A 21543-nucleotide genomic window follows, 5' to 3' on the forward strand; every position below is an offset into this window, starting at 1 on the left:
CGAGGTGGCGCGCCCCTGGCGATCGGTGGCGCGCCCCTGGCGAAACGACTGTGTCGATGCGGCGACTTTCCGTCAATTCGCCCGGCACCCCTGCACCGCCGCCATCTTGCCCGGGCATGTGGGTATGCCCCCGACGTGCGCTGACGGGGACTCAAGAGATCGATAAATAAGACAACATCGAGCCACTGTTCGGCTGATCACCCCGAGCCCCCCGGATAGGGTCATGTGCCAACGCGGAGCCGCGCCAAGCCCGGATGGTGGAATGCAGACACGGCGAGCTTAAACCTCGCTGCCCCTCGGGGGCGTACCGGTTCGAGTCCGGTTCCGGGCACCATCGCGTACGAGGTCCCACGCAATCACGGACCCGGAACCAGCCGCCCCGGACCATGGAAACGGCGACGCCGGACAGCGGGAGTCCACGGGCTGAGAAACCCGATCGGGTTCGGGGCGTCCTCCTGGCAGATTGGGCGTGTGACCGATCCGGAGCAGTTCAAACGCGACCTGCGGCTCTATCTTCAGGACGCCCGTGACGCCTTCCTCTGGAAGCTCGAAGGGCTGTCCGAGTACGACGTCCGGCGCCCCCTCACTCCCACGGGGACCAATCTGCTCGGGCTCGTCAAACATGTGACCGGGGCCGAGGGGTTCTACCTCGGGACCGTGTTCGGGCGGCCCGTCGACGCCCCGGCCCTCTGGATCGCCGGGGACGCCGAGCCGAACGCCGACCTGTGGGCCACGCCCGACGAGTCCCGTGCGGAGATCACCGGGCGGTACCGCCGGGTGTGGGCGCACTCCGACGCGACCGTCGAGGCGTTCGGGCTGGACGCGATGGGGGTCCTTCCCGGGGAGGACGGGCCCGCGCTGTCGCTGCACCGCGTCCTCGTCCACCTCGTCGCCGAGACCCAGCGCCATGCCGGGCACGCCGACGTCGTCCGGGAGCTGATCGACGGGGCGACCGGGCTGCGGCGGGGGAGCGACGACATGGCGCCCGGGGACGAGGCATGGTGGCGCCGCCACCGGGAAAGGGTGGAGAGCGCGGCCCGCGAAGCGGGCGGACATACCGCAGGGTGACCGTGCGCGGTCGGTGCCCGGTGGAAAGATCCTCCTTCGGCACTAGGCAGATTGCTTTGCCTACCCATTACTCTTGTGGGAAGGCCACGCTGGGTGGCCATGGAGGAGTGAGATGAGGAGCAGCAACCCGGTCTTCTCGCGACGGGGCTTCAGCCGCGACAACGGTTACGCGGGCTTCAACGCGGCGCCGCAGGCCGGGGCCCCCGCAGCGGGTGCCAACCCGTACGCGCAGGGCACCGCACCGAACCCGTACGCGACGAACCCCTACGCCCCCACGGGCGCCCCCGCGCCCGCCCGTACCGGCGCGATGACGATTGACGACGTCGTCACCCGCACGGCGATGACGCTGGGCACGGTCGTGCTCGGTGCCGTGCTCGCCTGGGCGCTGCTGCCGGTGGACGAGGCGAACCTCAACAAGTCGTACGGCATCGCCATCGGCGCCGCGCTCATCGCGTTCGTGCTGTCGATGGTCCAGTCCTTCAAGCGCAAGCCCGTACCCGCGCTGATCCTCGCGTATGCCGCCTTCGAGGGTGTCTTCCTCGGCGTCATCTCCAGCGCGGTCAGCACGTACATCGGGCCCGGCGTCGTGATGCAGGCGGTGATGGGCACCATGTGTGTCTTCGCCGGTGTGCTGTTCGCGTACAAGATGCGCTGGATCCGCGTCACCCGCCGGTTCTACGGCTTCGTGATGGCCGCCGCCATGGGCTTCCTGCTCCTGATGGTCGTCAACCTGCTGTTCGCCGCCTTCGGCGGCGGTGACGGCCTCGGCTTCCGCAGCGGTGGCCTCGGCATCCTCTTCGGCGTCATCGGCATCATCCTCGGCGCCTGCTTCCTGGCCCTCGACTTCAAGCAGGTCGAGGACGGCATCGCGTACGGCGCTCCGCGCGAGGAGTCCTGGCTGGCCGCCTTCGGCCTCACCATGACCCTGGTGTGGATCTACCTGGAGATGCTGCGCCTGCTCTCCATCCTCAGCGGCGACGACTGATCGCCCCCGGCGCACACGGAAGCGGCCCGCGGTCTCCCTCCGGAGGCCGCGGGCCGCTTCCGTGTGTACGGCGATAGGGTCGCGGGGTGCTCGATACGACCCCCCTGATCATCGCCGTGGACCGATTCGCCGACCGGCTGCGCGCCGCCCCGCAGAGCAGGCTGCAGCGGGGAGCGGCGGCCCAGGGCCTCGCCGCCGCGCGCGAGCTGTCGGCGCGGGCCCAGCGCGCCGAGGAGCCCGGCCGGGAGCCCAGGGTCATGCCGGACGCCGGGGTCTTCGCCGTCGGTGACCAGCTCGCCGTCGCCGGCCGGGACCTGGCCGTGGCACTGGAAACGGCCCCGTCCGAGGAGCTGGACGAGGCCGTGCGATGCGTCGAGGAAGCGGCCGCGCGGGCCTTCGCTTAGGGCGCGCGGCGCGCAGGGAGGCGGCAGCCTCCCCGTAGGACCGGGGACCGACGTCGGTGCGGGCTCAGAAGCTCGCTATGACGCGGTCGGCGAGTATGTACACGTTCTCCCTGCCGCACGAGAACGTCAGCGCGTACGCCCCCGAGACGCCGGAGCCGCCCAGCAGGACCGGGTGCTCGCCCGCGCGCAGCGACTCGGCCAGGCGCTCGGCCGTCTCGCGGTGGCCGGGGGTCATACAGAGCGTCGTACCGTCGGCGAACACGTACACGTCGAGCGTGCCGAGCGGGCCCGGGCGCACGTCGGACAGCTCCGTGCGGCTGTCCGCCAGCTCCTCCAGGCGGTTCACGGTGCGCTCGTGGTCGGTGACGACGGGCGTCTGTACGGGGACGAAGTCCGGGTGCGAGGGGTGGCGACGGCGGGCCGCGGCCAGCTCGGGGGAGTCCTCGGCGAACTCCGTCTCCGGCAGCTCCGCCAGCTCGGTCAGCTCGTCCAGGGCCTCGGCCGCGTCGAGGTCCATCGACTCCAGACCGGCGAAGTCGCTCTGGCGCGGCATGAAGAACGGGGCGTCCTCGCCGAGACCGGCCAGCCCGCCCAGCAGGGACGGGGCGTCGGCGGCGTCGCGCGCCTCCTGCGAGGCCCAGAACGCGCGGGCCTCGGCCAGCTCCCGCTCGCGCTCCTCGGCCAGCGCCTCGGTGACGGCCGCGCGTATTTCTTCGGCGGAGGTGGTGTCGTGGCGGGTCTGAGGGGGTACAGCCGCTATACGGGAGTGACCGTCGGCCAGCTCCTTCCGGAGCGCCGAGACCTGCCTGCGCAGCCCGTGAGCGGCGTGCAGAGCGGCGGCACCCACAGCCGTGGCAGCGGCGGTGGTCAGCAACAGGGCAATAGGCATGGCGCTCACTGACATACTCCCGGTTTCAATCGATCCCCCGACTTCCTACATCAGCTTGTGCCCTGACGGCACCATGTGTCAGTGCATTACGTCACGAAATGGACAGGACTTTGGGCCCTGTGTAAACCACTGTTGTAGGTGTGACCTGCACAAACGACTCTCCCCCAGGAGATAGATCACATCCTGGGGGAGATTCGGTCACGGTCGGGGCTCGGTGGCCCTCAGGGCCCCGAAACCCGTTCTGATCAGCTCGGACGCTCGATTCAGCTCAGACGCTCGATGACCATGGCCATGCCCTGGCCGCCACCGACGCACATCGTCTCCAGACCGAACTGCTTGTCGTGGAACTGGAGGCTGTTGATCAGCGTGCCGGTGATCCGGGCGCCGGTCATGCCGAAGGGGTGGCCGACGGCGATGGCGCCGCCGTTGACGTTGACCTTCTCCAGCGGCAGGCCGAGGTCGCGGTAGGACGGGATGACCTGGGCGGCGAACGCCTCGTTGATCTCGGCGAGGTCGATGTCGCCGACGGTCAGCCCGGCCCGCTTCAGCGCCTGCTTGCTGGCCTCGACGGGACCGTAGCCCATGATCTCGGGGGAGAGCCCGGAGACGCCGGTGGAGACGATCCGGGCGAGCGGGGTCAGACCCAGCTCGCGCGCCTTGGTGTCGGACATGATCACGAGCGCGGCGGCGCCGTCGTTGAGCGGGCAGCAGTTGCCCGCCGTGACCAGGCCGTCCGGGCGGAAGACCGGCTTCAGGCCCTGGACGCCCTCCAGCGTGACGCCCGCGCGCGGGCCGTCGTCCTTGGCGACGACGGTGCCGTCCGGCGTGGTCACCGGGGTGATCTCGCGCTCCCAGAAGCCGTTCTTCAGGGCCTCCTCGGCGAGGTTCTGCGACCGTACGCCGAACTCGTCCATGTCCTGACGCGTCACGCCCTTCAGCCGGGCCAGGTTCTCCGCGGTCTGGCCCATCGAGATGTAGGCGTCCGGGACCAGGCCGTCCTCGCGCGGGTCGTGCCAGCTCGCACCGGACTCCTCGGCGCGGGCCGCGGTACGGGCCTCGGCGTCCGCGAAGAGCGGGTTGTGCGTGTCCGGCAGGCTGTCCGAGTTGCCCTTGGCGAAGCGGGACACCATCTCGACACCGGCCGAGATGAAGACGTCGCCCTCACCGGCCTTGATGGCGTGCAGGGCCATGCGGCTGGTCTGCAGGGAGGACGAGCAGTAGCGGGTGACCGTGCAGCCGGGAAGGTGGTCCATCCCCATCTGCACGGCGATGATGCGGCCCAGGTTGTTGCCCTGCTCGCCGCCGGGCAGACCGCAGCCGAGCATCAGGTCGTCGATGTCCTTCGGGTCCAGCTCGGGGACCTTGGCCAGGGCGGTCTGGATGATCGTCGCGGTCAGGTCGTCCGCGCGCAGGTCCTTGAGCGAACCCTTGAAGGCCCGGCCGATGGGCGAACGGGCGGCAGAGACGATCACGGCTTCGGGCATCACGCGGCTCCATGGGGGCTGAGGGCGGACCGGCTGCCTGAGGGATCCGGCAGACCCGGCGGTACGGCACGACTGCTCTGGAAATTACCCGGACGTAGCGCCCGGGTCACCCGACCCGGCATGTGATGCGGGCCTCTTTTCTAAGCGAGCGCTCAGTCAAGGGTCCCCTTTCCGGGGCGCCCGCTCGGCCGGCGGACCCACGCGTGCCTCGGCGCACCGTCCGCGTCCGTGTCCGGCCGGTGGTCGAGGCGCGTCGAGCCCCCGGGCTCCGGGTGCGGGTGCGGGTGCGGCTCCGTGGCGGCGGGCAGACGCCGCCGCCTGCGGTGCTTGAGCAGGGCCCAGGGCGCCCGGGCCCCCGTGACCTCCGTACCGGCCTCCTTGGCCGCCTGGGAGGCCGCCTTGGCCACCGGCAGCATGTCCTCGCGCCGGGCGCCGTCCAGCCGGTCCGACTCCGGCCACAGGCCGAGCACCGCGCACAGCGTCGGCAGCAGCGCCATGGCCGCGGTCGCGTACCCCTCGGCCGACGGGTGGTAGTTGTCCGGGCCGAACAGCTCCCGCGGGTTCTCCTCGAACTCCGGGCCCAGCAGGTCGCCCAGCGACACCGTGCGCCCGCCCTGCTCCACCGCGCCGATCGTCTGCGCGGCCGCCAGCTGCCGGCTCACCCGCCGGGCCACCCAGCGCAACGGCTGGTACACCGGCTCGATCGTCCCCAGGTCCGGACAGGTCCCGACGACGACCTCCGCCCCGGCCGTCCGCAGCCTGCGCACCGCCGTCGTCAGACAGCGCACCGACTGGGTCGCGGGCATCCGGTGCGTCACATCGTTCGCCCCGATCATGATCACGCACACGTCCGGCGTCCGCGCCGGGTCCGCGAGCAGCAGCGAGACCTGCCGCTCCAGATCGTCCGACCGGGCACCCGGCAGCGCGACGTTGCGCAGATCCACCGGCCGCTCGGACACCGCCGCGAGCCCCGAGGCCAGCAGCGCCCCCGGGGTCTGCCCGGTCCGCCGCACCCCCTGCCCGGCCGCCGTGGAGTCCCCGAGCAGCCCGAGGCGCAAGGGCTCCGCGGGGCCCGTGAACGCCACTCCGTACCGTCCGTCCGCGCTCGGCGGTACCGGGGCGGTACCGCCGCCCACCTGCCGCTTCGCCAGCTGGACCTCCGCCAGCAGGACGCCCACCGCCGCGGCGCCCAGCAGTCCGATGCTGCCCCCGCCGTAGGCCGCGCCCGCCGCGATCCGCCGTGCCACTCTCGCCGTCGACACAGTCCGGTCCACCTCCTCGTCCCACGTACCGCAGTAGAGCCGTACACAGTGCTACCTGCCCGCTACCGCCCGTCGTTCAATCGCGCCGCCCAATCCCGTGCCCGTACGCATACGCTTGCCGGACCATCTCGGAGACCCCGGAGTACACGGTGCAATTCCACGATTCGATGATCAGTCTCGTAGGCAACACCCCGCTGGTGAGGCTGCGCAGTGTCACGGCCGGCATCCAGGCGACGGTCCTGGCCAAGGTCGAGTACTTCAACCCCGGCGGGTCGGTCAAGGACCGCATCGCCCTGCGCATGATCGAGGCCGCCGAACAGAGCGGCGAGCTGAAGCCCGGTGGCACGATCGTCGAGCCGACGAGCGGCAACACGGGCGTGGGCCTGGCGATCGTCGCGCAGCAGAAGGGCTACAAGTGCGTCTTCGTCTGCCCGGACAAGGTGTCCACGGACAAGATCAACGTACTGCGCGCCTACGGAGCCGAGGTCGTCGTCTGCCCCACGGCGGTCGATCCCGAGCACCCCGACTCGTACTACAACGTCTCCGACCGGCTGGTCCGTGAGACGCCGGGCGCCTGGAAGCCCGACCAGTACTCCAACCCGAACAACCCGCGCTCGCACTACGAGACCACCGGTCCCGAGCTGTGGGAGCAGACGGAGGGGAAGATCACCCACTTCGTGGCGGGCGTCGGGACCGGCGGCACGATCAGCGGCACCGGCCGCTATCTCAAGGAGGCCAGCGGCGGCAGGGTCCAGGTCGTCGGCGCCGACCCGGAGGGCTCCGTCTACTCCGGCGGCTCCGGCCGGCCGTATCTCGTGGAGGGCGTCGGCGAGGACTTCTGGCCCTCCGCGTACGACCGGACGGTCACCGACGAGATCGTCGCCGTCTCCGACAAGGACTCGTTCCAGATGACCCGCCGGCTCGCCAAGGAGGAGGGGCTGCTCGTCGGCGGCTCCTGCGGCATGGCGGTCGTGGGCGCCCTGGAGGTCGCGAAGCGGCTCGGGCCCGAGGACGTGGTCGTCGTCCTGCTCCCGGACAGCGGGCGCGGCTACCTGTCGAAGATCTTCAACGACGAGTGGATGGCGGACTACGGCTTCCTGGAGGACAGCGGACCCTCGGCGCGGGTCGCGGACGTCCTGAACCACAAGGAGGGGCCGATCCCGACCCTCGTCCACATGCACCCGGAGGAGACGGTCGGCGAGGCGATCGACGTGCTGCGCGAGTACGGCGTCTCGCAGATGCCGATCGTGAAGCCCGGCGCGGGCCACCCGGACGTGATGGCCGCCGAGGTCATCGGCTCGGTCGTGGAGCGCGAGCTGCTGAACGCCCTGTTCGCCCAGCGTGCCTCGCTCAGCGACCCGCTGGAGAAGCACATGTCGCCGCCGCTGCCGCAGGTCGGCTCCGGCGAGCCGGTCGAGGACCTGATGGCGGTGCTCGGCGGCACCGGCGCGGCGGACGCGGCGATCGTGCTGGTGGAGGGCAGGCCGAAGGGTGTCGTCAGCCGCCAGGACCTGCTGGCGTACCTGGCGAAGGACGCCCCGGCCGCAGCGAAGTAGCCGGGTGGCCGCGCCCTTCGCGAAAACGGTACGTGCGTGTCACGTGGGCGCAGCACCGGCTTAACACGGCTCGGGCACATTGGTGGATGTCGGCAGGGAAACCCGCCGGCACCGGAACGGCGACAACGGACTACGGAGCGGCTCCCGGACCTCCACCGTCGCCCGGACGCGTCACCCGGACCTGACCCGGACCGCGTCCTTCGCGGGGACCGCTGTCGTCCCGGCCCCTGGGAAACCGGGGGTGCGGCGGTCCCCGCGACTACCGTTCCACGCGCGGCTCCGGCGCGTTCCCACCCGCGGCCCAGCTCGCCAGCAGGGCGATGCGCTCGGCGGTCTCCGAACCGGGCTCCGGGGTGTAGACGACCAGCGAGAGATCCGGCTCACCGGGCACCGCCAGCGTCTCGTACGGCAGCGTCAGCGCGCCCACCACGGGGTGGGCCATCCGCTTCACCCCGTACGTCTTCGCCTTCACCTGGTGGTCCGCCCACAAACGCCGGAAGTCCTCGCTCTTCAGCGACAACTCACCGACCAGCGCCGCGAGCTCCTTGTCATCCTGGTGCAGCCCCGCGTCCAGCCGCAGGTGGGCGACCGTCTCCGCCGCCACCGCCGGCCAGTCCGGGTACAGCTCCCGCGCCCCCGGGTCCAGGAACGCCTGGCGCGGCATGTTCCGCTCGGCGGCCGGCATCCGGGAGAAGCCGGAGAGGGCGTCCCCCAGCGCGTTCCACGCCAGCACGTCCATCCGGCGGCCCAGCACGAAGGCGGGCGCCCGGTCGAACAGGTCGAGCAGCAGCCGCAGCCCCGGGCGCACCCGGCGGGCCGTGGGTTCCGTACGGGCGGGCGTCCGGCGGGCGGGGGTCCTGCGGGCGTCGGGGCGCGCCACCGTCCGCAGATACGCGTGCTCCGTCTCATCCAGCCGCAGCACCCGGGCTACCGCGTCGAGCACCGCGTCCGAGACGCTGGGCCCGCGCCCCTGCTCCAGCCGGATGTAGTAGTCGACGCTCACCCCGGCGAGCTGCGCCACCTCCTCGCGCCGCAGCCCGGGCACCCGCCTGCGTCCGTACGAGGTGAGCCCCACGTCCTCCGGGCTGATGCGGGCACGCCGTGAGCGCAGGAAGTCTCCGAGTTCGCCGTCCATGGCCCGATCGTAGAAGAACCGTTTCCGCCCAGCCTGGTACTGGCAGACCCAGGAACAACGCATCCCTGGGTGGGAGGCCCGGCCCGGCGCAGAGTGGTGCCCGAGCCCGAACGGAACACCACACCAGGGAGCAACCCATGCCGTACGAGACCCTCGCCGGCCGCACCGCCGTCATCACCGGAGCCGCCAGCGGCATGGGCGCGGCGACCGCCCGGCTGCTCGCCGCGCAGGGCGTGCGGGTGGCGCTGCTGGCCCGCCGCGCGGAGCGGCTGGAAGAGCTGGCCGCGAAGATCACCGCGGACGGCGGTCAGGCCCTCGCCGTCGCCGCCGACGTCACCGATCAGGCGTCCGTGGACGCGGCGGCGGAGCGCGTGCACGCCGTGTTCGGCCCGGTGGACCTCGTCGTCAACGCGGCCGGGGTGATGCTGCCGAACCCCGTGGACGCGGGGCGCGTGGACGAGTGGCAGCGGATGCTCGACACCAATGTGGCCGGTGCGCTGCGCGTCATCCGGGCCTTCACCGCGGACCTGGTGGCGGCCGCCGCCGAGGGCCGCACCGCCGACCTGGTCAACATCTCCTCGATCGGCGCGCACATCACGTTCCCCGACTACGCGGTCTACGGCGCCACGAAGGCAGCGCTCACCCACCTGTCGGCCTCGCTGCGCACCGAACTCGGCCCGCGCGACGTCCGCGTCACCAACATCGAGCCGGGCCTCACCGACTCGGAGCTGGCCGGGCACGTCGACAACGCGGAGCTCAGCGGCCGGCTGGACGGCATGTTCGAGGCGCTGGGCTGCCTCTCGTCCGACGAGATCGCGGACCTCATCGCCTACACCACGAGCCGCGCCCGCCACATCAACCTGCGCCAGCTGGTCGTGCTGCCGACCCGTCAGGCGTGAGGCTCAGTCCTCCCAGTCGGAGGCCGTCCGCCGCTCCTCGCGGCCCCGGAACAGCCGCCTGCCGTGGCCGGCCTGGAAGGCGTTGACGCCGACGATCCCGAGCCAGGCCACGACGAGCCCGCCGATGCCCGCGTTCGCGGCGCCGATCGCGGACAGCGGGACGGCCAGGACCAGCGAGACGATGCCGAAGCCGTAGCGCTCGCCGAAGTTCCCGGGCGGCCGCTCCGGAGTGCGCGCGCCCCGCACGACGGCGGTCCGCTCCTCGGCGAGATGTCGCCGGACCCTGCGGTCGAGCGTGGAGTCGAGCCGCTGCTCCACCTTCTCCAGGAACGACTCGACGAGCGCGGAGTCGTAGTCGGCCCCCAGCTCGCTGCGGGCCTGCAAAGTCGCCTTGAGCTCCCTGTCGAGCTCGGTGTCGGGTGCGTCCATGGTGTTTACGGTACGGAGTCGGGGCGGCCAGGGCAGTGGGGCTAGCCCCCCGGTTGATCCGCCCGGCTCGCCCGGCTGCATATGGACATGCAGGCGCCTTGCTGGCTGAATGGATTCGTCGGCGCCGGGCCGTGGCGCGGCGGACCTACCGAGGGGACAGGATGAGCGGGAGCAGCCCGGCCGCGCGGTTGCAGGAGCTGTTCGAGGGGCGTCGGCTCACACCCACGCAGCGGCGCATCGCGCACTCGATGGTGCGCAGGGCCGGAGACGCCCCGTTCCTCTCCAGCGTCGAGCTCGCCGAGCTGGCCGGGGTCAGCCAGCCCTCCGTCACCCGGTTCGCCGTAGCCCTCGGCTTCGACGGCTACCCCGCGCTGCGCAAGCACCTGCGCGAGGTCGCCCCGGCCGGGGCGGAGGCGGGTGAGGGGGGCGAGACGTACAACGAGTACCAGCAGGCGGTGCTCGGGGAGATCGAGAACCTGCGCCACCTGGCCGCACTCCTCGCCGATCCGGGCCCCGTCGAGCGGGCGGGCCGACTGCTCGCCGCGTCCCGTCCGCTGCCGGTGCTCGGGCTGCGCGCGGCGTCCTCGCAGGCGCGCGGGTTCGGGTACTTCGCGGCGAAGGTGCATCCGGACATCCGGGTGCTGGACGAGGGCGGCAGCATGCTGCACGACCGGATCGACGCCGCCCGGCGGGCCGGGGCGACCGCGCTGATCTGCTTCGCGCTGCCCCGCCACCCCCGCGAGGTCGTGGACGCCCTGGCGTACGCGCGGGGCCGGGGGCTCACGGTGGTGTCGGTGGCCGACTCCGCGTTCGCGCCGGTGGCCCGCCACAGCGACCTGCTCATCCCGGCCGCCGTCGGCACCGGCCTCGCCTTCGACACCGCCTGCGCCCCGATGCTGCTGGGCCGGGTCCTCCTGGAGGCCATGTGCGACGACCTCCCCGACGCCCAGTCCCGTTTGGAGGAGTTCGACGCGGGGGCGGCGGCGCGGGGGTTGTTCGTGGAGTGACCCGGGGCGGGGGTGCGGGCCGCGGGCGGCCCGCACCCCCGGAGCCGCCCGCTCAGACCTCCAGCTCCGCCTCGATCTTCTTCAGCTGGTGGCGGGCCATGGCCAGGTTGGCGCGGCTGCTGTCGAGGACCAGGTAGAGGAACAGGCCGTTGTTGCCGCGGGTCTTGAGGAGGCGGATCAGGTGGTACTGGGTGCCCAGGGTGATCAGGATGTCCTCGATCTCGTCCTTGATGCCCAGGTGCTCCATGGTGCGGAGCTTGGCGCGTACGACGTCGGTGTTGCCGGCCGCCGCGACCTCCAGGTTGAATTCCTTGCCGCCGCCGAGGGTGCCCAGCGCCATGCCGCTCGTGAAGTCCACGAGGGCGACACCGGTGGTCCCCTCGATGGACGACATCGCTTCCTTCAGTGACGCTTCGGTGTTCGCCATGAGTGGTGCTCCCTTTCTCTGACCGGCCACTGCGGCCGGTTCCGTTGCGTGGTGCGGGTGATGCCGGTGGTTTCGGTGAGGCTCAGGTAGGGCGTTGCGGGAGGGCGCCCGGCTGCTGCGCGGCGCGGGGCGCGGGGGCCGGCTGCGGGGCCCGCGCCAGGGCGCGGTCGATCAGTTCGCCGATACGGGAGCCGGCCCGGCGGCCCTCCAGATGGAGCCGGCCGACGTTGATCCGGTCCTCGGCGAGCAGGGTCAGGACGGCCTGGGAGCCGGCCGCGTATGTCGCGATGTAGCCGGTCTCGCCGCGCACGAGGAGTTCGCGGAAGCCGTTCCGCCCGGTCGCCTCGGTCATCCGGATCGCGACGCCGAGCGCGGCGGCGGTGAGCGCGGCGACCCCCTCGGCCTCCACGCCCGGGGTGTCGTGCGCCAGGACGAGCCCGTCGGTGCTGGCCGCCAGGGCGCCCGAAAGGAGCGGGACGCGTGCCCGTAACCGTTGGAGTTCGGCGAGGACGTCCTGCGCTTCGGCTTCGGGCACCATCAGCTGTCTCCTTCCGGCACGCTGTCTGAGCGCGCGTATCACAGGGCCTCCAATGCGTCTCGGAGCCGGCGCAGCAGGGCGACGTCGGGGTCGGCCGTGACCTCGGGAAGCGCGATCCGGCCCGGGCCCGGGGCGCCCGGGGCCGCCGGCGCGACCGGCTCGACCAGACCGGCCGCCGCGAGCCGCCGCAGGTCGACCAGGACGTGGAACGCCGACCTGCCGAGCTCCTGCGCGATGCCGGTGGCCGTACGCACCCCGTCCACGCGCTCCAGCACGCGGCCCCGGCCCGCCGGCACGGGCGCGTCGGACGGCCGGTCCGTCCGCGTCAGCGGGGCCGTGTCCACCGCGGCGTCCGGCCAGATCCGGTCCAGCAGCTCGCGGCGCCGCAGGGTCTCGCGCTGCACGGCGTCCACCGGGACCGGCCGCACGGGGCCGATCCAGTGCGCGACCCCGTACCGGAAGCGCGCGGGGGTCCGGGTCGGCGCGAGGGCGAAGAAGGCCGCGTCGTACAGGGCGCCCAGGTGGCACAGCTCCAGCGCGCCGCCCGGCACCCGGCCGCTGTCCACGAGATGCCGGCCGACCCGCTGCCCGGCCCCCGCCTCGGCGACCGCGTCCCACCAGCCCTCGCGGCGCAGCGCACCGCCCCGGGTCAGCAGGACCTCGATCCCGGGCGTCGCCGGGGACTCGGCGTGGACGACCTTGCCGTCGGCGAGGTACAGCGTGCCCCGGTCGCGCATCAGGGCACCGGTGGCCCGTTCGGCGGCCAGCCGCTGGAGCATCGGGGAGAGGACGGGGGCGGCGGTCGCGTCCGCGAGGGCGGCGGCGGTCATGCGAGGACCAGCCGCTCGGCGATCTCGCCGATGCGTATCCGGGCCAGCGCGAGGTTGCCCTCGGCGCGGTCCAGCCACAGGTGGAGGAAGACGCTGCTGTCGAAGTCCGTCTCCACGAACCGGAGGATGTGGTACCCGGCACGGGTGGTGACGATGACGTCCTCGACCGGGGGAGCGCTCCCGGTCCCGCCCGCCGTAGGCTCCGGCGAGCCGAGGGCGAAGGCGGGCTGCTCGGCCGCCATCCGCGCCACCTCCGCCGTCTCCGCCGCGGTGGCCTCGTGATCGCCGTTGGGCGAGTCGCCGACGGTGCCGAGGGCCAGACCGCTCGTCCAGTCGACAACGGCGGCGCCCCTGGCACCGGGCAGTCTCATGACGTCGAGCAGGCACTCGTCGATTCCGGGCACGCGTATTCCCCTCCGACACGGTGTTCGGCTGTGACCCAGAGGTTACGCATCGTGCTCGCTCCTGGTGGAGGTTCTGGCATTTTCCATCGGTACATGCGGGTGGCTGGGGGAGAATGCCCCGCCATGCGCGGCTTCTGACGTGCCGGGAAGCCCTGCGGCCCCGCCTGTTGACTGGACGTATTCATCCGCCCAAGATGTGAATAGAAAAATCACAGTCGCGAGGAGGCACCGCCATGTCTGGACCCCGCCCCGTACGGGCGCCGCGCGGTACGGAACTGACCGCCCTGGGATGGCAGCAGGAAGCCGCCCTGCGGATGCTCCAGAACAACCTCGACCCCGAGGTCGCCGAGCACCCCGACAAGCTCGTCGTCTACGGCGGCACCGGCAAGGCGGCCCGCGACTGGCGCTCCTTCGACGCGATGGTCCGCACGCTGCGCACGCTCAAGCAGGACGAGACGATGCTCGTCCAGTCCGGGCGGCCGGTCGGCGTCATGCAGACGCACGAGTGGGCGCCGCGCGTCCTGATCGCCAACTCCAACCTGGTCGGCGACTGGGCGAACTGGGAGGAGTTCCGCCGCCTGGAGGCGCTCGGGCTCACCATGTACGGCCAGATGACCGCCGGTTCCTGGATCTACATCGGCACCCAGGGCATCCTCCAGGGCACGTACGAGACCTTCGCCGCCGTCGCCGCGAAGAAGTTCGGCGGGACGCTGGCCGGGACGATCACCCTGACCGCCGGGCTCGGCGGGATGGGCGGCGCCCAGCCGCTCGCCGTGACCATGAACGACGGCGTCGCGATCTGCGTCGACTGCGACCCGCGCGCCATCGAGCGCCGCATCGAGCACCGCTACCTGGATGTGAGGGCCGACTCCCCGGAGCACGCGCTCCAGCTCGCCGTCGAGGCCCGGGACGCCCGCCGCCCGCTCTCCATCGGCCTCCTGGGCAACGCGGCGGAGCTGCTGCCCCGGATGCTCGCCGAGGGCGCCCCCGTCGACATCGTCACCGACCAGACCAGCGCGCACGACCCGCTGGCCTACCTGCCGGCCGGCGTCGACTTCGACGACATGGCCTCGTACGCCGCCGAGAAGCCCGCCGACTTCACCAGCCGCGCCCGCGAGTCGATGGCCCGGCACGTCGAGGCGATGGTCGGCTTCATGGACGCCGGCGCGGAGGTCTTCGACTACGGCAACTCGATCCGGGGCGAGGCGCGGCTCGCCGGATACGAGCGCGCCTTCGACTTCCCCGGCTTCGTCCCCGCCTACATCCGGCCGCTGTTCTGCGAGGGGAAGGGCCCGTTCCGCTGGGCGGCCCTGTCCGGCGAGGCGTCCGACATCCACAAGACGGACAAGGCGCTGCTCGAACTCTTCCCGGAGAACGAGTCCCTGCACCGCTGGATCAAGATGGCCGGCGAGCGCGTCCACTTCCAGGGCCTGCCCGCCCGCATCTGCTGGCTCGGCTACGGCGAACGCGACCGGGCAGGCGAGCGCTTCAACGACATGGTGGCGAGCGGCGAACTCGCGGCGCCGCTGGCGATCGGGCGCGACCACCTGGACTGCGGGTCCGTCGCCTCCCCGTACCGCGAGACGGAGGCCATGCTCGACGGCTCCGACGCGATCGCCGACTGGCCGCTGCTGAACGCCATGGTCAACGTGGCGTCCGGCGCCTCCTGGGTCTCCCTCCACCACGGCGGCGGGGTCGGCATGGGCCGGTCCATCCACGCCGGACAGGTGACCGTCGCGGACGGGACGCCGCTGGCCGGCGAGAAGATCCGGCGGGTGCTGACGAATGACCCGGGCATGGGGGTGATCCGGCACGTGGACGCGGGGTATGACGCGGCGGACGCGGTGGCTTCGGACAAGGGTGTGCGGGTGCCGATGAGGGAGGACGGCGCGTGACGGCCGGCCGGCCGGCCGAGGGAGCCTCCTTCCAGACCATGTGGGCCGAGCTCGCGCCCCTGGGGCGGCACCCCGGCAGCGGGGGATATCGGCGGTACGCGTGGACCGGGGCCGACGCCGATTGCCGGGCGTGGTTCCGGGCGCAGGCCGAGGCGCGCGGGCTGACCCTGGAGACCGACCGGAACGGCAACCAGTGGGCCTGGCTCGGGGACCCGCTCGCCGGGGACGCCGTCGTCACCGGCTCGCACCTCGACTCCGTGCCCGACGGCGGCGCCTTCGACGGGCCGCTCGGCGTCGTCTCCTCGTTCGCCGCGCTCGATGAACTCCACCGCAGGGGAGTGGAGTTCACCAAGCCGCTGGCCGTCGCCAACTTCGGTGACGAGGAGGGCGCCCGGTTCGGCCTCGCCTGCGTCGGCTCCCGGCTCGCCGCGGGGCAGCTGACCGTCGAGGCCGCGCACCGGCTGCGCGACGCGGACGGCGTCACCCTCCCGCAGGCCATGGCCGCCGCCGGACACGACCCCGACGCCATCGGCCCCGACCCCGAACGGCTCGCCCGGATCGGCGCCTTCGTGGAGCTCCACGTCGAGCAGGGCCGCGCCCTCGACCTCTCCGGCGACCCCGTCGGCATCGCCTCCGCGATCTGGCCGCACGGGCGCTGGCGGTTCGACTTCCGGGGCGAGGCCAACCACGCGGGCACCACCCGGCTCGCCGACCGCCGCGACCCGATGCTCACGTACGCCGAAACCGTCATCGCCGCCCGGCGGGAGGCGGAACTCGCGGGCGCCCTCGCCACCTTCGGCAAGGTCGCCGTCGAGCCCAACGGGGTCAACGCGATCCCGTCCCTCGTGCGTGGCTGGCTCGACTCGCGCGCCGCCGACCAGGACACCCTGGACACGGTCGTCGCCGCCGTCGAGCGCGCCGCCCGGGAGCACGCGGAGCGGGCCGGCATCGACCTCGACGTCGTCCGCGAGTCGTTCACGCCCGTGGTCGAGTTCCGGCACGCCCTGCGCGACGAACTGTCCACCCTGCTCAAGGGCTCCGCCCACGGCACCGGGCGCCCGGTCCCCGTGCTCGGCACCGGCGCCGGGCACGACGCGGGTATTTTGTCCGCTTCGGTCCCGACCGCCATGCTGTTCGTACGGAACCCGACCGGGATCTCGCACTCGCCGGCCGAACACGCCGCCGAGGACGACTGCGTGGCCGGGGTCACCGCACTCGCCGACGTACTGGAAGGTCTCGCGTGCCGCTGACGACGGAGGCGACGGGCACCCCCGTCACCGAGACGTACTGGCTGTCCCACGCCTGGCTCGGCACCCATGTCGAGCCGGGCGTCGCCCTGGACGTGTCCGACGGGCGGATCGCCCGCGTACGCACCGGAGTGGACGCGGCGCCGCCCGGCGCCACCGCGCTGCGCGGGCTCACCCTGCCCGGCCTGGCCAACACCCACTCGCACGCCTTCCACCGCGCCCTGCGCTCCACCGTCCAGGTCGGCTCGGGCACCTTCTGGACCTGGCGCGAGACCATGTACCAGGTCGCGTCCCGGCTCACGCCCGACAGCTACTACGCGCTCGCCCGCGCCGTGTACGCGGAGATGGCGCTCGCCGGCATCACCGCGGTCGGCGAATTCCACTATCTGCACCACGCGCCCGGCGGCACGCCCTACGACGACCCCAACGCCATGGGCGAGGCGCTGATCGCGGCCGCCCGCGCGGCCGGCATCCGGATCACCCTGCTCGACACCGCCTACCTCTCCGCCGGCTTCGGATCCGGGCCCGACGACTACCGCGAACCCGACCGGCACCAGGCGCGCTTCAGCGACGGGACCGCCGACGCCTGGGCCGAACGCGCCGCCCTCCTCAAGGGCGACGACCACACGGTCATCGGCGCCGCCGTCCACTCCGTGCGGGCGGTCCCGGCCGGGCAGCTCTCCACCGTCGCCCGCTGGGCCGAGGAGCGGCAGGCCCCCCTGCACGTCCACCTCTCCGAGCAGACCGCCGAGAACGACGCCTGCCTCGCCGCCCACGGACGCACCCCGGCCCGGCTCCTCGCCGACCACGGCGTCCTCGGACCCCGCACCACCGGCGTCCACAACACCCACCTCACCGACGAGGACATCGCCCTCATCGGCTCCACGTCCACCGGCACCTGCATGTGCCCGACGACCGAACGGGACCTCGCCGACGGCATCGGCCCCGCGGCCGCCCTCCAGCACGCCGGCTCCCCGCTCTCGCTCGGCAGCGACAGCCACGCGGTGATCGACCTCTTCGAGGAGGCCCGTGCGATGGAGCTCGACGAACGCCTGCGCACCCGCAGTCGCGGACACTGGACGGCCGCCGCCCTGCTGCGCGCCGCCTCCGCCGACGGCCACGCCGCGCTCGGCCGGCCCGAAGCGGGCGTCCTCGAAGCAGGCGCCCCCGCCGACCTGGTGACCCTCGCGCTCGACTCCGTCAGGACAGCGGGACCGGTGCCGCGGCTGGCAGCGGAGACCGCCGTATTCGCCGCCTCCGCCGCTGATGTCCGCCACACCGTGGTAGCGGGGCGCCACCTCGTACGCGACGGGCGGCACACGCTGGTGGACGACGTCCCGCAAGCGCTCGCGCAGGCCATCGGCGCGCTGCGGCCCTGAGTCGCACCCCGGCGCACACCCCCCGGCTCCCACGCAAGGAGAGCAGTCCCCCGATGACGACGACCGCCATCACCCACATCTCCGCACTGGTCACCAACGCCCCCTCCCTCGGCGACGAGTCCCCCCTCGGACTGATCCAGGACGCCGCCGTCGTCATCGAGGGCGACCGCGTCGTCTGGACCGGTGCGTCCAGCAAAGCACCCGCCACCGACAACGCCGTCGACGCGGGCGGCCGGGCCGTGATCCCCGGCTTCGTGGACTCCCACTCCCACCTGGTCTTCGCGGGCGACCGCACCCAGGAGTTCAACGCCCGGATGTCCGGCCGCCCCTACAGCGCGGGCGGCATCCGCACCACCGTCGCCGCCACCCGCGCCGCGACCGACGAACAGCTCTCCGCCAACGTCGCCCGCTACCTCGCCGAGGCGCTGCGCCAGGGCACCACCACCTTCGAGACCAAGTCCGGCTACGGCCTCACGGTCGAGGACGAGGCCCGCGCCCTGCGCATCGCCGCCCGCCACACCGACGAGGTCACCTTCCTCGGCGCCCACATCGTCTCCCCGGACTACGCCGACGACCCCGCCGGATACGTGGACCTGGTCACCGGGCCGATGCTCGACGCCTGCGCCCCGTACGCCCGCTGGATCGACGTCTTCTGCGAGCGCGGCGCCTTCGACGGCGACCAGGCGCGGGCGATCCTCACCGCGGGCCGGGCGCGGGGCCTGCACCCCCGGGTCCACGCCAACCAGCTCGGCCACGGCCCCGGCGTCCAGCTCGCCGTGGAGCTCGACGCCGCGTCCGCCGACCACTGCACCCACCTCACCGACGCGGACGTCGACGCCCTGGCCCAGTCGGACACCGTCGCGACGCTGCTGCCCGGCGCCGAGTTCTCCACCCGCGCCGCCTGGCCGGACGCCCGCAGGCTGCTCGACGCGGGCGCCACCGTCGCCCTGTCCACGGACTGCAACCCGGGCTCCTCGTTCACCTCGTCCGTGCCGTTCTGCGTCGCCCTCGCCGTGCGCGACATGGGCATGACCCCGGACGAGGCCCTCTGGTCCGCCACGGCGGGCGGTGCGGCGGCCCTGCGGCGCGACGACGTCGGCCGCCTCGCCCCGGGCGCCCGTGCCGACCTGGTGATCCTGGACGCGCCCAGCCACGTCCACCTCGCGTACCGGCCGGGCGTGCCGCTGGTCCGCGAGGTGTGGCGGGCCGGCGCACGCGTGGCCTGACCTCCGGAAGGACCCCGGAACGCGGAAGGACCTGCCCCGTCCGGGGCAGGTCCTTTCCGGCTGTCCGCGCGCACGGGGCGCGGAGCGCGTCTCACTCGTCCAGCGTCAGGCCCTTGCGGAGCTTGACCAGGGTGCGCGAGAGCAGTCTCGACACGTGCATCTGGGAGATGCCCAGCTCCTCGCCGATCTCCGACTGCGTCATGTTGGCGACGAAGCGGAGCGAGAGGATCTTGCGGTCGCGGCCCGGCAGCGAGGCGATGAGCGGCTTCAGGGACTCGACGTACTCGATGCCTTCGAGCCCGTGGTCCTCGTAGCCGATCCGGTCGGCCAGCGCGCCCTCGTGCTCGTCCTCCTCGGGCTTGGCGTCGAGCGAGCTCGCGGTGTACGCGTTGCTCGCTGCCATGCCCTCCACGACCTCGTCACGGGTGAGGCCGAGGCGGTCGGCGAGCTCGCCCACGGTGGGCGCCCGGTCGAGCTGCTGGGCGAGCTCGTCGCCCGCCTTGGCCAGGTCGAGCCGCAGCTCCTGCAGGCGGCGCGGGACGCGCACGGACCAGCTGGTGTCGCGGAAGAAACGCTTGATCTCGCCGACGATGGTCGGCATCGCGAAGGTCGGGAACTCGACGCCCCGGCTGAGCTCGAAGCGGTCGATCGCCTTGATCAGGCCGATCGTGCCGACCTGGACGATGTCCTCCATCGGCTCGCTGCGGGAGCGGAAGCGGGACGCGGCGAACTTGACCAGGGCCAGGTTCAGCTCGACGAGGGTGTTGCGTACGTAGGAGTACTCCGGCGTGCCCTCTTCGAGGGTCTCCAGCCGGGTGAAGAGCGTCTTCGACAGGGCCCTGGCGTCCAGCGCCCCCACCTCGGTGTAGGGCGGGATCTCGGGAAGTCCTTCGAGTCCGTCGAGCGCTTCGGTGTGTGATTCGGTCAGTCCCTGAGGACATGCCGACGGCGCGTTGTGGGTACGCGGTACGTCGAGCCGGGGTGACATGCGGTCTCCTCCATCGTTCTCGGCATATGGCTGCCGATGCCCATACGTGTTCCTGCGGTGAAGCGGCGCCTCCGAAGCCGGTCGCGTTTTTGGGGTCCCCCTACCCTTACCCGCTAGCCATGACTCGGTACAACCTCCAATTGCCCTCCTATGTCCGCTTTGTTGAGGTCTCTGGCTACCGCGTGGCGCAGGGAACGCGTACTGTTCCAAGAACATCAGTGACAGCTGTGCACGCATCCGCACGTGCGGTGATGCGGACAGTGACGAGCGGTGAAGAGGGACGGGCATGGACCGCGGGACGGTCGGCAGTGCGAACCGGGGTCGGCTTCAGGTCGAGGTCCGGACCGAGGGGCGCAGCGAGGTGGTGACGCCCGTGGGTGAGCTCGATCACCACACGGCGGATCTGCTGCGCGAGCCGCTGGAGAGCGCGGTCGAACAGGGGCGTGCGCGCCTGGTGGTCGACTGCTCGCGACTCGATTTCTGTGATTCCACCGGGCTGAACGTGCTGCTCGGTGCACGCCTCAGGGCGGAGGCAGCCGGGGGAGGGGTTCATTTGGCCGCGATGCAGCCCGTGGTGGCGCGGGTCTTCGAGATCACGGGGGCCGAGGCGGTATTCACCGTCCACGGCTCCCTCGCCGAGGCCCTGGAGACCTGACCGGGCCTCGCTCCGGCGTCCCCGGCCGCCTCGTCCGTCGCGTGGGTTACGCGATCCGCGAAGCGGTAAGGGGTGTCGTCGCGGTTCGGCCGGGCAGGAGATCTTCCGGCGAGCCCGGGTGGCCTGGCCCTCCGTGCCTGTGCGGTTCCTGTATCAGTGTGCGTACCGGTATGTGTATCGGTATGTGCAGTCGTATCTGTTCAATGGTTCGTGTCCGTCCAAGGGCGACATGGTGAATCGGTGAGGTGAAGCGCTGATGAGCACCACCCGGCAGCATCCGCCGGGCGACCTCGGCCGCGAGCCGGAGGGCGCGGGCGTTTCCTCCGCAGAGCCCGTCCGGCCGGCCGAGGACGCCGAGCGGCAGTGGCGCACGCTGTCGTTGCGGGAGGCCACCGGCATTGTGCCGACGGCCCGTGATTTCGCCCGCCAGGCGCTCCACGACTGGGGCTGGCTCCCCGCGGCCGGCGCCGACCGCCGCGCAGCCGCGGAGGACGTCCTGCTGGTCGTCTCCGAGCTGGTCACCAACGCGTGCCTGCACGCGGGCGGCCCCGATGAGCTCCGGATCGCCCACAGCGCCAAGGCGCTCCGCGTGGAGGTCGCCGACGGCGGTGCGGGCCAGCCCGCGCCGCGCACGCCGCACCGGGCCGGGCGGCCCGGCGGCCACGGCATGTTCATCGTGCAGCGGCTCTGCCTGGACTGGGGAGTCGTACGGGTGCCGGGCGAGCCCGGCAAGACCGTGTGGGCGGAGCTCGCCGCTCCGGCGTAACGGTCTCCCGAAGCGCAAGGCGTACGGAAGGGGCCCCGCACCGACGAATCGGTGCGGGGCCCCTTCTCTG

The 21543-nt window shown here is 72.5% G+C and carries 22 protein-coding genes and 1 tRNA gene; 13 read left to right on the plus strand and 10 right to left on the minus strand.

Annotated features, from left to right (window positions below):
* Window positions 1-248: 248 nt before the first annotated feature.
* The 4 genes from OG867_RS19815 (at window position 249) to OG867_RS19830 (ending at window position 2457) form a co-directional block, all read left to right on the plus strand.
* Window positions 249-334 (plus strand) — tRNA-Leu (locus OG867_RS19815).
* 137 nt (window positions 335-471) lie between these two features.
* Window positions 472-1068: a DinB family protein gene (locus OG867_RS19820; RefSeq protein ID WP_406287129.1), complete on the plus strand. Its 597-nt coding sequence runs from the start codon at window positions 472-474 to the stop codon at window positions 1066-1068.
* 112 nt (window positions 1069-1180) lie between these two features.
* Window positions 1181-2053, plus strand: coding sequence for a Bax inhibitor-1/YccA family protein (locus OG867_RS19825; protein WP_406287131.1), 873 nt, complete (start codon window positions 1181-1183; stop codon window positions 2051-2053).
* Window positions 2054-2139: 86 nt separating this feature from the next.
* Window positions 2140-2457: a hypothetical protein gene (locus tag OG867_RS19830; protein WP_161212733.1), complete on the plus strand. Its 318-nt coding sequence runs from the start codon at window positions 2140-2142 to the stop codon at window positions 2455-2457.
* Between the two features lie 64 nt (window positions 2458-2521).
* On the opposite strand, the gene OG867_RS19835 is transcribed toward OG867_RS19830, so the two are convergent.
* From OG867_RS19835 to OG867_RS19845, 3 genes are all read right to left on the minus strand, one after another.
* Window positions 2522-3331 carry a hypothetical protein gene (locus OG867_RS19835; RefSeq protein WP_406291062.1) on the minus strand — a complete coding sequence of 270 codons (810 nt, stop codon included), beginning with the start codon at window positions 3329-3331 and terminating at the stop codon, window positions 2522-2524.
* 278 nt (window positions 3332-3609) lie between these two features.
* Window positions 3610-4830, minus strand: coding sequence for an acetyl-CoA C-acetyltransferase (locus tag OG867_RS19840; protein ID WP_406287133.1), 1221 nt, complete (start codon window positions 4828-4830; stop codon window positions 3610-3612).
* Between the two features lie 152 nt (window positions 4831-4982).
* Complete coding sequence (locus OG867_RS19845; RefSeq protein WP_328904350.1) at window positions 4983-6077, minus strand: SGNH/GDSL hydrolase family protein; 1095 nt, start codon at window positions 6075-6077, stop codon at window positions 4983-4985.
* 164 nt (window positions 6078-6241) lie between these two features.
* Between OG867_RS19845 and OG867_RS19850 the strand changes: the two genes are divergently transcribed.
* Entirely contained in the window at window positions 6242-7648 is a 1407-nt protein-coding gene (locus OG867_RS19850; RefSeq protein WP_328900494.1) for a cystathionine beta-synthase, read from the plus strand.
* A 259-nt stretch (window positions 7649-7907) separates the two neighbouring features.
* On the opposite strand, the gene OG867_RS19855 is transcribed toward OG867_RS19850, so the two are convergent.
* Window positions 7908-8783 carry a helix-turn-helix transcriptional regulator gene (locus OG867_RS19855; protein WP_406287136.1) on the minus strand — a complete coding sequence of 292 codons (876 nt, stop codon included), beginning with the start codon at window positions 8781-8783 and terminating at the stop codon, window positions 7908-7910.
* 137 nt (window positions 8784-8920) lie between these two features.
* On the opposite strand from OG867_RS19855, the gene OG867_RS19860 reads away from it, so the two are divergent.
* Complete coding sequence (locus OG867_RS19860; RefSeq protein ID WP_328900492.1) at window positions 8921-9682, plus strand: SDR family oxidoreductase; 762 nt, start codon at window positions 8921-8923, stop codon at window positions 9680-9682.
* 3 nt (window positions 9683-9685) lie between these two features.
* On the opposite strand, the gene OG867_RS19865 is transcribed toward OG867_RS19860, so the two are convergent.
* Window positions 9686-10111, minus strand: a complete 426-nt coding sequence (locus OG867_RS19865) for a hypothetical protein (RefSeq protein WP_328900491.1) — start codon at window positions 10109-10111, stop codon at window positions 9686-9688.
* Between the two features lie 161 nt (window positions 10112-10272).
* Between OG867_RS19865 and OG867_RS19870 the strand changes: the two genes are divergently transcribed.
* Complete coding sequence (locus OG867_RS19870; protein ID WP_328900490.1) at window positions 10273-11118, plus strand: MurR/RpiR family transcriptional regulator; 846 nt, start codon at window positions 10273-10275, stop codon at window positions 11116-11118.
* Window positions 11119-11170: 52 nt separating this feature from the next.
* Here OG867_RS19870 and OG867_RS19875 read toward each other — a convergent pair whose 3' ends face one another.
* From OG867_RS19875 to OG867_RS19890, 4 genes are all read right to left on the minus strand, one after another.
* On the minus strand, window positions 11171-11545 hold the full coding sequence (locus OG867_RS19875) for a hypothetical protein (protein WP_406287140.1): 375 nt from the start codon (window positions 11543-11545) through the stop codon (window positions 11171-11173).
* Between the two features lie 82 nt (window positions 11546-11627).
* Window positions 11628-12083 (minus strand): roadblock/LC7 domain-containing protein, encoded by a 456-nt coding sequence (locus OG867_RS19880; RefSeq protein ID WP_328900488.1) that lies wholly within the window; start codon window positions 12081-12083, stop codon window positions 11628-11630.
* A 38-nt stretch (window positions 12084-12121) separates the two neighbouring features.
* A complete protein-coding gene (locus tag OG867_RS19885) occupies window positions 12122-12913 on the minus strand; it encodes a transcriptional regulator (protein WP_406287143.1) in 792 nt (263 codons plus the stop codon).
* On the minus strand, window positions 12910-13317 hold the full coding sequence (locus OG867_RS19890; protein ID WP_328900486.1) for a hypothetical protein: 408 nt from the start codon (window positions 13315-13317) through the stop codon (window positions 12910-12912). Before OG867_RS19890 ends, OG867_RS19885 begins: the two co-directional genes overlap by 4 nt.
* 233 nt (window positions 13318-13550) lie before the next feature.
* On the opposite strand from OG867_RS19890, the gene hutU reads away from it, so the two are divergent.
* From hutU to hutI, 4 genes are read left to right on the plus strand one after another with little or no spacing between them, the layout of a single operon-like run.
* Window positions 13551-15212, plus strand: a complete 1662-nt coding sequence (hutU, locus tag OG867_RS19895) for a urocanate hydratase (protein WP_328900485.1) — start codon at window positions 13551-13553, stop codon at window positions 15210-15212.
* Window positions 15213-15250: 38 nt separating this feature from the next.
* A complete protein-coding gene (locus tag OG867_RS19900; RefSeq protein ID WP_406291064.1) occupies window positions 15251-16462 on the plus strand; it encodes an allantoate amidohydrolase in 1212 nt (403 codons plus the stop codon).
* Window positions 16453-17838 (plus strand): formimidoylglutamate deiminase, encoded by a 1386-nt coding sequence (locus OG867_RS19905; RefSeq protein ID WP_406287146.1) that lies wholly within the window; start codon window positions 16453-16455, stop codon window positions 17836-17838. The genes OG867_RS19900 and OG867_RS19905 overlap by 10 nt, the downstream gene beginning before the upstream one ends.
* Before the next feature lie 53 nt (window positions 17839-17891).
* Entirely contained in the window at window positions 17892-19064 is a 1173-nt protein-coding gene (gene hutI, locus OG867_RS19910; RefSeq protein WP_406287149.1) for an imidazolonepropionase, read from the plus strand.
* A 91-nt stretch (window positions 19065-19155) separates the two neighbouring features.
* Here hutI and OG867_RS19915 read toward each other — a convergent pair whose 3' ends face one another.
* A complete protein-coding gene (locus tag OG867_RS19915) occupies window positions 19156-20052 on the minus strand; it encodes an RNA polymerase sigma factor SigF (RefSeq protein ID WP_328900482.1) in 897 nt (298 codons plus the stop codon).
* 286 nt (window positions 20053-20338) lie between these two features.
* On the opposite strand from OG867_RS19915, the gene OG867_RS19920 reads away from it, so the two are divergent.
* Both OG867_RS19920 and OG867_RS19925 read left to right on the plus strand, forming a co-directional pair.
* Window positions 20339-20707, plus strand: coding sequence for an STAS domain-containing protein (locus OG867_RS19920; protein WP_406287151.1), 369 nt, complete (start codon window positions 20339-20341; stop codon window positions 20705-20707).
* 256 nt (window positions 20708-20963) lie between these two features.
* Window positions 20964-21473, plus strand: a complete 510-nt coding sequence (locus OG867_RS19925; protein ID WP_406287153.1) for an ATP-binding protein — start codon at window positions 20964-20966, stop codon at window positions 21471-21473.
* Window positions 21474-21543 lie beyond the last annotated feature (70 nt).

The organism is Streptomyces sp. NBC_00209 (assembly GCF_045206345.1).
Lineage (GTDB): Bacteria > Actinomycetota > Actinomycetes > Streptomycetales > Streptomycetaceae > Streptomyces.

Excerpts from the sequence above, each read along its gene's own strand:
- OG867_RS19825 (WP_406287131.1), top strand. The coding sequence starts at position 1,181 with ATGAGGAGCAGCAACCCGGTCTTCTCGCGACGGGGCTTCAGCCGCGAC.
- OG867_RS19840 (WP_406287133.1), bottom strand. The coding sequence starts at position 4,830 with ATGCCCGAAGCCGTGATCGTCTCTGCCGCCCGTTCGCCCATCGGCCGG.
- OG867_RS19855 (WP_406287136.1), bottom strand. The coding sequence starts at position 8,783 with ATGGACGGCGAACTCGGAGACTTCCTGCGCTCACGGCGTGCCCGCATC.
- OG867_RS19860 (WP_328900492.1), top strand. The coding sequence starts at position 8,921 with ATGCCGTACGAGACCCTCGCCGGCCGCACCGCCGTCATCACCGGAGCC.
- OG867_RS19865 (WP_328900491.1), bottom strand. The coding sequence starts at position 10,111 with ATGGACGCACCCGACACCGAGCTCGACAGGGAGCTCAAGGCGACTTTG.
- OG867_RS19870 (WP_328900490.1), top strand. The coding sequence starts at position 10,273 with ATGAGCGGGAGCAGCCCGGCCGCGCGGTTGCAGGAGCTGTTCGAGGGG.
- OG867_RS19875 (WP_406287140.1), bottom strand. The coding sequence starts at position 11,545 with ATGGCGAACACCGAAGCGTCACTGAAGGAAGCGATGTCGTCCATCGAG.
- OG867_RS19880 (WP_328900488.1), bottom strand. The coding sequence starts at position 12,083 with ATGGTGCCCGAAGCCGAAGCGCAGGACGTCCTCGCCGAACTCCAACGG.
- OG867_RS19885 (WP_406287143.1), bottom strand. The coding sequence starts at position 12,913 with ATGACCGCCGCCGCCCTCGCGGACGCGACCGCCGCCCCCGTCCTCTCC.
- hutU (WP_328900485.1), top strand. The coding sequence starts at position 13,551 with ATGTCTGGACCCCGCCCCGTACGGGCGCCGCGCGGTACGGAACTGACC.
- OG867_RS19900 (WP_406291064.1), top strand. The coding sequence starts at position 15,251 with ATGTGGGCCGAGCTCGCGCCCCTGGGGCGGCACCCCGGCAGCGGGGGA.
- hutI (WP_406287149.1), top strand. The coding sequence starts at position 17,892 with ATGACGACGACCGCCATCACCCACATCTCCGCACTGGTCACCAACGCC.
- OG867_RS19915 (WP_328900482.1), bottom strand. The coding sequence starts at position 20,052 with ATGTCACCCCGGCTCGACGTACCGCGTACCCACAACGCGCCGTCGGCA.
- OG867_RS19920 (WP_406287151.1), top strand. The coding sequence starts at position 20,339 with ATGGACCGCGGGACGGTCGGCAGTGCGAACCGGGGTCGGCTTCAGGTC.
- OG867_RS19925 (WP_406287153.1), top strand. The coding sequence starts at position 20,964 with ATGAGCACCACCCGGCAGCATCCGCCGGGCGACCTCGGCCGCGAGCCG.